We start from the raw sequence: 12,225 nt of genomic DNA on the forward strand, positions 1-12,225 counted from the left end.
TCGGGCCGGCGGCCGGGGAGCCGGAGCGCGACGTGGACCGGGCCGGGCGCGATGCCGTCGACCGGGTCGAGGCGGAACTGGTGCGGGCCGCCCGCGCCGTCGGGGTCGCGGCCCGCGACGGCTGCGCCGAGACCGCCGCGGCGGCCTCGGACGCCGCGGCCCTCGCCCGGAACCTCGACGCCCTGGCGGCCGGCGCCGGAACGGTGGGCGCGCGGAGCCTCGCCCTCGGGGCCGCCGCCGACACGCTCTCCGGGGAGGCCGACGGCCTTGCCGGGGTGCTGGTCCAGGCCACCCGCCACCTCGAGCGCACCGACGCCCAGAGCCGCGTCCTCGAGACCGAGATGGCCGAGGCGGCCCAGGATTCCGCCCGCCTCGTCGAGGCGGTGGCGACCCTGGCGCGCCAGGCCAACCGCCTCGCTCTCGGCGCCACCGTCGAGGCCGTCCGCGCCGGGACCGGCGGCGGGACGCTCTGGCAGATGGCGGAGGAGTTCAAGCTGCTGTCGGCCGACGCCGCCCGGGCGGTCGAGGCGGTGCGGGCGCTGAACCGCCGCCTCTCCGGCCCCGGGGCGGTGGCGGCGGGCAGCGTCGCGACCTCGCTCGCCGGCCTGCGCCCGGCCGTCGCCACCGCCGAGGCGGCGGCGCAGGCCCAGGCGTCGGCGGCCCGGCACCTCGCCGGGACGGCGCAGGAGCTCTTCGCCGCGACCGATATCATCGACCGCGACGCCGATGCGGCGGCCGCCGCCGCCCGCGAGGCGGCCCGGCGGATGGAGACCGCCCGATCCGTCGGCGCCGGTGTCGCGGGCCTCGCCGGAGGGCTCGCCGGGCGCACCGTCGCGTCCCTGCGCCAGGCCGAGATCGGCGACCGGCGCGAGCACGACCGCTACCCGGTCGATCTCGCGGTCCGGGTCGGCAATTGGGGCCTCGGACGGGTGCTCGACGTGAGCCGCGGCGGGCTGCTCCTCGCCCCGCCGGAGGGCTGCGCCGCGCCGGTCGGCGCCCGCCTGTCCCTCGACCTGCGCGGCCTCGGCCGGATGCAGGTCCAGGTCGTCGGCGCGAGCGCGCGGGGCCTGCACTGCGCGCTGGGCGATGCCGCCTCCGAGGGCCGCATGCGCGACGCCCTGGTGGCGATCGAGGAGGAGAACCGTCCGCTGATCGCGGCGGCGACGGGTGGCGCGGCGGCCGTCGGCACCGCGCTGGAGCAGGTGCTGGCCGAGGGCCGCCTCGCCCGCCACGCCCTGTTCGACACGACCTACCGGCCGGTCGCCGGCATCGAGCCGCCGCACTACCTCACCGCCGCGGTCCCGGTCCTCGAAGACATCCTGCCGCCGATCCTCGAGCCGCTGCTGCTCGCCGATCCCCGCACGGCGTTCTGCATCGCGGTCGACCGCAACGGCTACGCGCCGGTCCACAACCGGGCCCAGGCCCAGGCGCCTCGGGCCGGCGACCCGGCCTGGAACGCCCTGCACGCCCGCCAGCGCCGGCTCTACGACGACCGCATCGGCCTGTCGGCGGCCCGCTCGACCCGGGCCTTCCTGGTCCAGGCCTGCCCGCAGGACGAGGCCGGCCGGCCTCCCCTGCGCGAGGTCGCGAGCCCGATCCGGGTCCATGGCCGGCATTGGGGGGCGCTCAGGATGGGGTTCCGGATCTGAGGGGGTCGTGGGAAGCGGGGGACGTCAGCCCCCGGTCGTGCTCATGTGGCGCGGCACCGCGGGCTTCGCCGCGCGGGCGATGACGAAGTCGTGGCCCTTCGGCTTGCGGGTGATCGCCTCCCGAATCGCCTCGGTCACCACGGCGTCGTCGGGCGAGGCGCGCAAGGCGGCCCGCAGGTCGGCGGCGTCCTCCTGGCCCAGGCATAGGTAGAGCTGGCCGGTGCAGGTCAGGCGCACCCGGTTGCAGCTCTCGCAGAAATTGTGGGTGAGGGGCGTGATGAAGCCGAGCCGCCCGCCGGTCTCCTCCACCCGCACGTAGCGGGCCGGCCCCCCGGTGCGGTCGGGCAGCGGGGTGAGGGTGAGGCGCTCGGAGAGGCGCTCGCGCACCACCGAGAGCGGCAGGAACTGATCGACCCGGTCGGGCTCGATATCGCCGAGCGGCATCACCTCGATCAGCGTCATCTCCATGCCGAGCCCGTGGGCCCAGTCGAGCATCGCCGGGATCTCGTCCTCGTTGACGCCCTTCAGCGCCACGGCGTTGATCTTGACCTTCAGGCCGGCCTCGCGCGCCGCCGCGATGCCGTCGAGCACCGTCGGCAGGTCGCCGCGCCGGGTGATCGCCCGGAACTTGTCCGGGTCGAGGGTGTCGAGCGAGACGTTGATCCGGCGCATGCCGAGATCCGCCAGCTCGGCCGCGTGCTGGCGCAGGCGGGTGCCGTTGGTGGTGAGCGTCATCTCCTCGAGCGCCCCGGAGGCGAGGTGGCGCGAGAGATTTTTGAACAGCCGCATGATGTCGCGCCGCACCAGCGGCTCGCCGCCGGTGATGCGCAGCTTCCTCACGCCGCGCTCGACGAAGACCGAGCAGACCCGGTCCAATTCCTCCAGCGTGAGCAGGTCGCGCTTGGGCAGGAACGCCATGTCCTCGGACATGCAGTAGACGCAGCGCAGGTCGCAGCGGTCGGTCACCGAGACGCGCAGGTACGTGATCGCGCGCTGGAACGGATCGATCAGCGGCGCGGGCCGTGCCGGCACGGACGCCGCCGGCATCGGATCGTCGGTACGGGGGCCCCACATGCGGCTGCAATCCTCGACGGAGACGGCTTTCCTCGGGCGCGGCACTGGCGGCCGGCGTCCCGTCTGCATATGAGCGCTCGCAGGCCGACCGGCAAGCGACGCCGGCGCAGCAGGGAGACGCGGAGCCATGACGGACGCGAACACGGACGCCGACTGGCCGACCGAGATCCGGCTCTCGCGCGACAAGCGTACCCTCCACGTCGCCTATGCCAGCGGCGCGGCCTACGCGCTCCCGGCGGAGTACCTGAGGGTCGAGAGTCCCTCGGCCGAGGTCCAGGGCCACGCCCCCTCCGAGCGGCAATGGATTCCCGGCAAGCGCGAGGTCGAGATCCTGTCGGTGGCGCCCGTGGGCAACTACGCGGTGAAGCTCACCTTCGACGACATGCACGATACCGGGATCTACGCCTTCGACTTCCTGCGCCGCCTCGGCGAGGAGCAGGCGACGCGGTTCGCCCGCTACGAGGAGGAGCTGGCGGCCCGCAACTTGAGCCGCGAGCCGGCGCGGCGGCGCTGAGCGCGTCAGCCGGCCGCGGGGGCGGGCCGCGCGGCCGCCGCCGCGACGGCGAGCGCGGCCACCGCCAGGGCGAGCGGCCCGAACGAGACCCACAGCACGACCTCCCAGCCGTAATGGGCCAAGAGCCCGCCGGAGGAGAACGAGCCGACCGCCATCGTGCCGAACACCGCGAAGTCGTTGAGCGACTGGACCCGGGTGCGCTCCTCCGGCCGGTGGCATTCGAGCACCATCGCGGAGGCGCCGACGAAGCCGAAGTTCCAGCCGATGCCGAGGAGGACCAGGAAGATCCAGAAATGGGCGAGGTCCAGCCCCGACAGGCCGACGAGGGCCGCGCCCGCGGTGAGCGCGAGCCCCGCCGCCACCACGCGGCGCGCGCCGAAGCGCGCGATCAGCCGCCCGGTGAAGAAGCTCGGGGCGTACATGGCGATGACGTGCCATTGCAGGCCGAGATTGGCGTCGTCCTGCGTCAGGCCGCACAGGTGCATGGCGAGCGGCGCCGCCGTCATCAGGAAATTCATCAGCAGGTAGGACACGACCCCGCACACTACCGCGGTGACAAAGCGGGGCTGGCGGGCGATCGCGGCGAGCGGCCGCCCGCCCGAGAGGTCGGCGCTCGTCGGACCCGGCAGCCGCACCCCGGCGAGCACCACCGCCGACAGGGCCGCCACCGCGGCCTGGGCCAGGAAGGTCGCGGCGAAGAGGTGCGCGGGCCACAGCGCCATGGTGTGGCTGACAAGCTGCGGCCCGATGATTCCGGCGAAGACCCCGCCGGCCATCACGGCCGAGAGGGCGCGGGGCCGGCGCTCCGGCGCGACGCAATCGGCGGCGGCGAAGCGGAAGGACAGCACCACCGCCGCGTAGGCCCCGCCGAAGAAGGTCGCGAGGCAGAACAGCCAGAACGCGCCGAGCACCACGGCGAGCGAGGCGAGGAGGCCGACGAGCACGCCGCAGCCGGTGCCGGCGAGGAACGCCGCGCGCCGGCCGTGGCGGCGGGCGATGCGGCCGGCCGGCAGGGTGCAGGCGGCCATGCCGACGACGAAGATCGAGACCGGCAGGGTGGCGAGGGCCGGGTCCGGCGCCAGCTGGCTGCCGATGACGGCGCCGGTGGCGTAGACGACGACCGAGTTGGCGCCGGCGAGCGCCTGCGCCACGGCGAGGCGCAGGACGTTGCCGGTGCCGGACGGGGCGGAGCCGACGGCGTCCGTCGGGGCGGGGATGGCGGGGTTCGACATCGTTCGTCTCGTCAGGCGGTGAGCTGGGCCTGCCAGCGCGCGTCGCGCGGCGAGGGGCGGCGGTGGAGGCGCCGGTCGAGGAGCGTGTGCGCCCTCTCGGTCTGCCCGGCGCGCATCAGGGCGACGAGGAGCGTGTCCTCGATCACCTCGCGCTGGGCGCCGCTGCCGCCGAGGCGCACCACCTCGGCGGCGACGGGGTCGAGGATCCGCACGCACGACTCCCATTCCTCGTCCGCGAAGGCGAGGGCGGCGCGGCAGACCGCCGGCACCACCGGCCCCGCCGCCAGGGTGCCGGCCTCGACGAGGGCGGTGAGGTCGGCGATGCGCGCCGCCGCGCCCGCCCGGTCGCCGGTCGCGGCGGCGAGCAGGCCCATATGCACGTCGGCAAAGCCGAAGCCGGCCTCCCCGAAGCGCGGCGCGGCATAGGCCCGGACCTCGTCCCACAGGCCGGCCGGGACGGCGTGGCCGTAGGCCGAGAGGCGCCAGAGCAGCGAGACGGCGTCGGTGACGACGTTGAGGGCGAGCCCCGCCGTCGCCCCCGGCCGGACATGCGCGCCGTAGAGGGCGAGGGCGGCTTGCGCATCGCCGCGCTCCAGGGCCGCGAGGGCGGCATGCCAGGCGATGTGGCCGTGCAGGACGCCCGCACGGTCGTAGCCCGGCAGCCAGCCGGCGATCAGCGCCTCGGCCTCCTCGCCGGCCCCGTCCTCGAACAGGGCGTGCGACAGGGCGTGGGCGCCGTTGGCGTTCTCCCGCCGCAGCCCGAAACCCCGCTCGGTCAGCGCCCGGCCCCGCGCCACGGCGCCGTTCTCGGTCAGGGCCCAGCCGCGGGAGATTGCGAACCACCAATCGTCCGGGGCGTAAGCTCCGGCATGGCGCTCGCAGAGATCGACCCGGGCCTGGTCGTGGTCGGCCCGTCCCGAGAAGGCCAGGAGCCCGAAGGCGCCGAGCGGCATCGACAGGATCAGGGCATCGCGCGGCCAGGCCTCGGCGTGGGCGAGCGCGTGCTCCAGGGCCTCTCCCGACCGGCCGTCGATCGCCAGCGACAGGACCGCGACGTGGCTGCGCTCGCGCTCGGTCCCGGCCTGCGCCACCCGCTCGGCGGCGACCGCGATGCGGGCCCGCGCCGCCGCCGGCTCGGCGCGCATCGCGTGCAGGCGGGCCCGGGCGGCATGCGCGAGGGCGAAACCGGGATCGGCCGCGATCGCCGCATCGAGCGCCTCGGCGGCGCCCGGCCAGGCGGCGAGCATCAGGTCGATGCCCTGGCGGTACTGCGCGGCGGCAAGGTCGGAGGCGGTCGAGAGCGGCAGGAAGCGGCGGTCGTGATGGGCCATGACGGGGGTCTTGAACGGTGAACCGCCCCTGCATAGCGGAGTACCGCCTGTCCGTATTTCGACGGGGTGCCAGTCCCTGTAGACTGGCGGCCAAACTGGAGCCCGGCCATGCGGTGGGAGACGATCGAGACGCCGCCCGGCTCGCGGGCGCCGCAGCCGCTGACGGTGCGGGTCCAGTCGATCCCGGCCCGCCACGCCTTTCCCGAGCACGCCCATGACTGGCACCAGGTCGTCTACGCCGTCTCCGGGGTGCTGACCGTGGCGGTGGACGGCCGCTCCTTCGTGATCTCGCCCGAGCAGGCGGTGTGGCTGCCGACCGGGCACCGGCACCGGGTCGGTTCGCTGCTCGGCGCCGAGTTCCGCAGCCTGTGGATCGCCGATGCCGCCGGGGCGGGGCTTCCCGGGGGAGCGACGGTGCTCGGCGTCTCGCCCCTGCTCCAGGCCCTCATCGTCGAGGCGGCGGCGCTCGACGGGCAGCCGGATCACGACGGCTATGCCGGCCGCGTCGCCGGACTGATCCTCGACCAGCTGCGCCGCGCCGCGCCCCTGCCCGGGGCCTTGCCCTGGCCGCGCGAGGGCCCGCTGACCGCGCTCTGCGAGACGCTCTACGCCGCGCCGGCCGATGCCCGGGGACCGGAGGAATGGGGGCGGGCCGTCGGCCTGTCGGGCCGGACGCTCGCCCGTCGCTTCGAGAGCGAGCTCGGCATGAGCCTGCGCACCTGGCGCCGGCGCTTGCGGCTGTTCAAGGCGATCGAGCTGATGGGCGGCGGGATGGACGTGACCCGTACCGCGATGACGCTCGGCTACGGCTCGACCTCGGCCTTCGTGTACGCCTTTCGCCGCGAGATGGGCTGCGCGCCCCAGGCCTATATGCGGGGGAGGCCGGTGGGGGTGATCGACCCTCACTCTTCTGGTGAGTCATACGGTTGATGTCTGATAATATCAGATATTTATATAGTATAAGCATAAGATATTATCTGAAGTTTCGACAGTGATATTTATCGATTTTATTTTTCGATTGAACATAATTACGATTGATTGATTTAAAATGCTGATTTCGTCAATAGGTGCAATCATGAAATACTAATTTGGTGAAATTCATAAAACACAAAAACAAAAACTTGACGAATCGTCGTTCCGGCATTTCTATCGAAGTGTCGCGGCAGCGCGAGATCTGGCTATGAGCGAGCATTCAGATCGCAAAATCGTGGGGGCGTCAGGGCGCCACCGATTCATCAAGGTCATGGCAGGGGAGGAGTGGCACTTCCTGGCAGCCGGGCATTGGTGGGACTTTTTTTGGCGATGTAGTCCGAACGGATACAGAAACTATCTTGCTGATATCTGCAGGATTTATCCGCACGTCACGGATTTACCCTGGTTTTGTCTCGTCGGCGAGGTGATGAATGGGGCCGATGTGCCGGAAGTCGTGCGCATCGGTCGAGGATGCAGCCACACTTTCGAGACATCCGGCGACCTCTACCTCTTCGCGAACGACATGGCGGGGATGGGTTGGAACAATTGGGGGAGGATCATCGTGACGGCAGCCAGGAGCCCGAACCGGCCGCAACGACCGCGCGTCCGACCCTGGATCGTCACATGGTGGCTCGGGTTCCGCGAATTCCTACTGAAGTCGCGAGGAATCTGGCTCGTCGCGCTGCTCGCGCTCGGTACGCCCGCGGTTCTTGCGTTGGCGCCGCAGGGCCGGGATCTGGTGCGCAGCATCGCCGACGATCCAGCCTCCGGCGGCGCGTGGTGGCCGCAGTTGATGTTCGCGCTCACCCTGCTGATCCTGGCGCTGCAGGCCTGGTCCTGGACGCGCTGGATCGTCGTCGGCTCCTTCGGCCATCGCTCGGGATGGGAGGATCGACCCTATCATCGCGCCCTGGTCTGGGCGCCACGGATCGTCGGGGTCGGCCCGTTCCTCGTTGCGGCGATGGCGGTCTTGCGGGTCTCGGAGGAGAAGTGGCTGAACGTGGCGATCCTGCTCGGGTTGGGCACGGTCTTCATGCTGTTCGTCGTCTTCAGGCCCAAGCACCTCTCGGCATGGGTCGGGCGAACCTGGAGGACGATGGGGCTCGCGGCCGGGGTGGCGATGATGGTCTGGGCGACCCTGTCCCCGACGGGGTTCGGCTGGTGGTTCGGGCCGGTCGGCGTGGTGTTCCTGGGCGTCAGCCTGATCATCCCCGTGGCGGCGCTGCTGGTCCAGGCGGGGGCCCGGCTGCACCTGCCGATCGTCACCGGCGTCCTGCTGTGCGCGGTCCTCTTCAGCGGCCTGAACGACAACCACGCCGTCCGGGTGATCGACTGCCACGATACGGCAACCATGAACTGTGAGGAGACGCTCAAGGCGCAGCGCCTCGATCTCAAGCGGGCCTACGACGTCTGGAAGGACCGGCAGGAAGCCGCGGCCGACGGGTCCTACACCATGGTGCTCCTCGCCACGGAAGGCGGGGCCTCCCGCGCCGGCTACTGGACCGCGGAGGTCCTGGCGGCGCTGCACGAGGCGAGCGGGGGCCGCCTGGCCGACCGTCTGTTCGCGATCAGCTCGGTCTCGGGCGGCAGCGTCGGCGCCGTCGGCTACGTGGCCGCTCTCGACGACGCGATGCGACCGGACGGCGACGGGATCCGGGACACGCTCCAGCGGCTGACCGGCGCCGATGCCCTCAGCCCCGCCGTGGCGGGCATGCTGTTCCCGGACCTGCTGCAGCGCTTCCTGCCCGTCCCCCTGCTCCCCGACCGGGCGCAGGCGCTGGAACGGGCGTGGGAGCAATCGTGGTGCGGGGCGCCGGAGCGATGCCGCAAGCCGAACCCGCTCGGCGAAGCGTTCCTGTCGCTCGGTCCGACCGGCACGACCTGGCGTCCCGTGGTGATCGTCGAGGGCGCGAGCGAGGAGACCGGGCGGCGCATCCTGACGAGCAAGATCAAGCTCGCCAAGCACATCGATGCGGACGACTTCTACAAGACCGTCGGACGCGACGTGCCGATCTCGACCGCGATCCACAACGGCGCCCGCTTCCCGTGGATCAGCCCCGCCGGTACCCTCGTCGATCCCGCGGGCACGCCCCGGGGGCACATCCTCGATGGCGGCTACTTCGACACCGCCGGGCTCGAAGTATTGCGGGAACTCGCCCACGCCCTCTCGATCGGACCTGCCAAGGACCAGAAACTCCGCTTCGTGTTCGTCTTCGTCGGGTACGACGGCAAGCTGACGAGAGGACCGAAGACCGACTACCTCAACGAGGTCCTGGCTCCGCTGTACGGCCTCTTCCAGAGCCGCACCGCCCACGGGCAGCATCTCGTCACGCGCGTGAGCAGGGTGGCCGAGGATCCCGCGTCCGGGGATTGCACGACAGCCGCGACGGCCCCCCGGTTCGAGAATCGTTGCTCGAAATACGTCGATTTCCAGAAGATCACGTTGTTCGACGACGCGTGCGGGCCGGGCGCCCCGATCGCCCCGCCGCTCGACTGGGCGCTGTCCGACCGGGTCCGGCAGTTCATGCACCGTGCGACCGGCATGGGGGAGGATGTCTGCGCCCCGGCGCGGGACGGCAACGCGGCGGATCAGGCGAAGGCCCGAACGTCCGCCACGGCCAACCGCACGGCGATCCGCCACATAGCCTGCGCGATCGGCGCGCAGGATGCCTGCGCTCCTGTTCCTGCGCGCTGACCATGACATGAAAGAGGCCGGCACCTGGGCCGCCCTTTCTCACAAGCATCCGATCGCGATCCGCCGGGGATCAGCGCTGCACGATCACCTTCGTGCCGACCTTGGCGCGGGTGTAGAGGTCCATCACGTCGTCGTTGGTCATCCGGATGCAGCCGGAGGAGACGGCGGTGCCGATGGTCTCGGGCTCGTTCGAGCCGTGGATGCGGTAGAGCGAGCCGCCGAGATACATCGCGCGGGCGCCGAGCGGGTTCTCGGGGCCGCCCTTCATGTGGCGCGGCAGGTCGGGCCGGCGGCGGATCATCTGGGCCGGCGGGCGCCAATCGGGCCATTCGCGCTTCATCGAGATGGTCTGGACGCCGTTCCAGGTGAAGCCCGGGCGGCCGACGCCGACGCCGTAGCGCAGGGCCTGGCCGTTGCCGAGCACGTAGTAGAGACGGCGCTCGGCGGTCGAGACCACGATGGTGCCGGCGCCGTAGGGGCCGGCATACGCCACCGTCTCGCGCGGGATCGGGCTCAGCTTCGGCACCGCGGCGTCGAGGGGATCGACGGCGGCGGCCGCGGCGGCGGGGGACCGCACCGTCACGGTGAGCGGCTGGTCCAGGGGCTGGCGGGTGAGCGGGTCGATCTCGTAGGCGGCGGCGGGCGCCGCCCAGGCGGTGACGGCGCAGACCAGCCCGGCCAGGGCGGGAACGAAGCGGCGCATGAAAGCCTCTCGGATGGGGAAGCGCGGGACGGGACGGTGCGAACGCGTCCGGCACCGTACGGCGGAACCAATGGCCAAGCCGTAAACGCCCACGATCCAAAGCCAAGCTTAAATCCGGCGAAGCTTCGCAGTTGCGAAGTTGGCGTTGTGCCCGCGCCACACCGGGGCGGCGCGGGCACTTTTCCGGCGTGTTACTGGAGGGCCGCCAGGGTCCGGCGGGCCCGCTCGGTGATGGCGGCGAAGTTGCCGGCGCGGATCTCGGCCTCCGGCGCCAGCCACGAGCCGCCCACCGCCGCGACGTTCGGCAGGGCGAGCCAGGCCTTGGCGTCGGCCTCGCCGATACCGCCGGTCGGGCAGAAGCGGGCTTGCGGGAACGGGCCGCCGAGCGCCTTGAGCGCCGCCATGCCGCCGGCCGGCACCGCGGGGAAGAACTTCGCCACCGTGAAGCCGGCGGCCAGCACCTGCATCAGGTCGGAGGGGGTGGCGATGCCCGGCATGAACACCATGTCGCTGGCGGCCGCGGCCGCCAGCAGCTCCGGCGTCGCCCCGGGGCTCAGCGCGAAGCGGGCGCCGAGGTCGTGCGCGGCCTGGAGGTCGGCCGGATTCAGCACCGTGCCGAGACCCACCACCGCCTCCGGCACCTCCGCCATGATCGCCCGCGCCGCATCGCGGGCCACCGGCGTGCGCAGGGTGATCTCGAGCGTCGTGATGCCCCCCGCCACCAGGGCGCGGGCGAGCGGCACCGCATGGGCGAGTTCCGGCACGGTGATGACGGGGATCACCGGCGAGGCGGCGAGCAGCGCGTCGAGGCGGCGGGCGCGGGAATCGGCGGTCATGGCTGGTCGTCCTGGTCGGGGGTGAGGGAGAGATCGGGCATCGCCGCCCGGGGGATCACGGCGCCGCGATGCCCGATCACGGTGCCGGCGAGGCGGTGGCCGTGCCGGGCGGCCTCGGCGGGGGAGCGGCCGGCGAGGCGCGCCGCCATGTAGGCGGCCGCGAAGCTGTCGCCCGCCGCGGTGGTGTCGACGACCGAGGCGACGGGCGAGGCCGGGACGCTCACGTCGTCCTGGCCCACGAGCACCCGCACGCCGGGGGGCGAGCCGCCGCCCTTCAGCACGATCTCGCAGCGGCCGCGATGGCGCAGCACCTCCTCCTCGCCCTCGGGCCCGTAGAGCCAGTCGAGATCTTCGCTTGAGGCGAAGATCAGGTCGGCCGCCGCCATCGCGTCGCGGAAGGCGGCTTGCGCCTTCGCCTTGTCGGGCCAGCCGCGGGGCCGGTAATTGGTGTCGAAGGCGACCCGTCCGCCCTTCGCCTGCACGGCCCGGCAGGTCTCGGCGAGCGCCGCCCGGCCGTCCTCGCCGTAGAGCGACAGGCTGATGCCGGAGGCGTAGACGAGGTCGTACTCCGCCAGCGCCGCCCGGGTCTCGGCGGCGCCGGGGCCGGAGAAAAGGTCGCGGGCGGCCGCGCTGTCGCGCCAGTAGTGGAAGCTGCGCTCGCCGGATCCGTCGGTGCGGATGATGTAGAGCCCCGGCATCCGGCCCGGCAGGCGCCGCACCCGGTCGGTGCCGATGCCCTCGGCCGCCCAGGCCGCCCGCATCTCCTCGCTCCACGGATCGTCGCCGAGCGCCGTCACGTAATCGACCGCGACCCCGAGCCGGGCGAGGTAGAGGGCGGTGTTCAGCGTATCGCCGCCGTAGCCGCGCAGCAGGCTGCCGTCGGGCCGCTCCGACAGCTCCATCATGCACTCGCCGATGCAGGCGACCCTCGTTGCCATCGTGTCCGTCCCTTTCCCGCGCGGCCGCCGTCCCGTCCGGGGCCTCCCCCTTTGGTGGGGGCGGTCCCGGTGGCCTCGCACGGCGCGCGGCCCGTTTCCGATCTCCTCCCTAGATCATCTTCGACGGCGCTGGATACCGCTCCGGCGGAAAATGCGCGGCGCGATCAAGGGCCTGGCGGTGGCGGGCAGGCCCGCGCCGGCAAGCCCCGACCGCATACTTAGCCTTGGCGGCCGGGCCCCGGATTGGTTTACCATACCCTTGCGGCAGGCGAGTCGCTTAA

10 protein-coding genes are annotated in these 12,225 nt (G+C 72.5%); 4 read left to right on the plus strand and 6 right to left on the minus strand.

Translation table 11 applies throughout. The features are described from left to right. Window positions 1–1,649, plus strand: a 1,649-nt coding sequence (locus QR78_RS35170; RefSeq protein WP_048430817.1) for a hypothetical protein, incomplete at its 5' end; no start/stop codon positions are given. A gap of 24 nt (window positions 1,650–1,673) precedes the next feature. Here the strand turns inward: QR78_RS35170 and moaA are convergent. Then, window positions 1,674–2,723: a GTP 3',8-cyclase MoaA gene (gene moaA / locus QR78_RS27600; protein ID WP_048430818.1), complete on the minus strand. Its 1,050-nt coding sequence runs from the start codon at window positions 2,721–2,723 to the stop codon at window positions 1,674–1,676. 127 nt (window positions 2,724–2,850) lie between these two features. On the opposite strand from moaA, the gene QR78_RS27605 reads away from it, so the two are divergent. Beyond that, window positions 2,851–3,237: a gamma-butyrobetaine hydroxylase family protein gene (locus QR78_RS27605; RefSeq protein ID WP_048430819.1), complete on the plus strand. Its 387-nt coding sequence runs from the start codon at window positions 2,851–2,853 to the stop codon at window positions 3,235–3,237. 5 nt (window positions 3,238–3,242) lie between these two features. On the opposite strand, the gene QR78_RS27610 is transcribed toward QR78_RS27605, so the two are convergent. Together QR78_RS27610 and QR78_RS27615 are read right to left on the minus strand one after the other, a co-directional pair. Continuing rightward, window positions 3,243–4,469, minus strand: coding sequence for an MFS transporter (locus QR78_RS27610; RefSeq protein WP_048430820.1), 1,227 nt, complete (start codon window positions 4,467–4,469; stop codon window positions 3,243–3,245). Window positions 4,470–4,480: 11 nt separating this feature from the next. Next, window positions 4,481–5,800: a tetratricopeptide repeat protein gene (locus QR78_RS27615; RefSeq protein ID WP_048430821.1), complete on the minus strand. Its 1,320-nt coding sequence runs from the start codon at window positions 5,798–5,800 to the stop codon at window positions 4,481–4,483. 108 nt (window positions 5,801–5,908) lie between these two features. Here QR78_RS27615 and QR78_RS27620 point away from each other — a divergent pair, with 108 nt between their 5' ends. Both QR78_RS27620 and QR78_RS27625 read left to right on the plus strand, forming a co-directional pair. After that, window positions 5,909–6,730 carry an AraC family transcriptional regulator gene (locus QR78_RS27620; protein WP_048430822.1) on the plus strand — a complete coding sequence of 274 codons (822 nt, stop codon included), beginning with the start codon at window positions 5,909–5,911 and terminating at the stop codon, window positions 6,728–6,730. A 604-nt stretch (window positions 6,731–7,334) separates the two neighbouring features. Next, window positions 7,335–9,467 (plus strand): hypothetical protein, encoded by a 2,133-nt coding sequence (locus QR78_RS27625; protein WP_125900942.1) that lies wholly within the window; start codon window positions 7,335–7,337, stop codon window positions 9,465–9,467. Between the two features lie 70 nt (window positions 9,468–9,537). Here the strand turns inward: QR78_RS27625 and QR78_RS27630 are convergent, their stop codons facing one another. The 3 genes from QR78_RS27630 to QR78_RS27640 form a co-directional block, all read right to left on the minus strand. Beyond that, window positions 9,538–10,170, minus strand: a complete 633-nt coding sequence (locus QR78_RS27630; RefSeq protein WP_048430824.1) for a L,D-transpeptidase — start codon at window positions 10,168–10,170, stop codon at window positions 9,538–9,540. Window positions 10,171–10,361: 191 nt separating this feature from the next. Further along, window positions 10,362–11,006 (minus strand): bifunctional 4-hydroxy-2-oxoglutarate aldolase/2-dehydro-3-deoxy-phosphogluconate aldolase, encoded by a 645-nt coding sequence (gene eda, locus QR78_RS27635; RefSeq protein ID WP_048430825.1) that lies wholly within the window; start codon window positions 11,004–11,006, stop codon window positions 10,362–10,364. After that, complete coding sequence (locus QR78_RS27640; RefSeq protein ID WP_048430826.1) at window positions 11,003–11,944, minus strand: sugar kinase; 942 nt, start codon at window positions 11,942–11,944, stop codon at window positions 11,003–11,005. Before QR78_RS27640 ends, eda begins: the two co-directional genes overlap by 4 nt. Window positions 11,945–12,225 lie beyond the last annotated feature (281 nt).

The organism is Methylobacterium indicum, from assembly GCF_001043895.1.
GTDB classification, from domain to species: domain Bacteria; phylum Pseudomonadota; class Alphaproteobacteria; order Rhizobiales; family Beijerinckiaceae; genus Methylobacterium; species Methylobacterium indicum.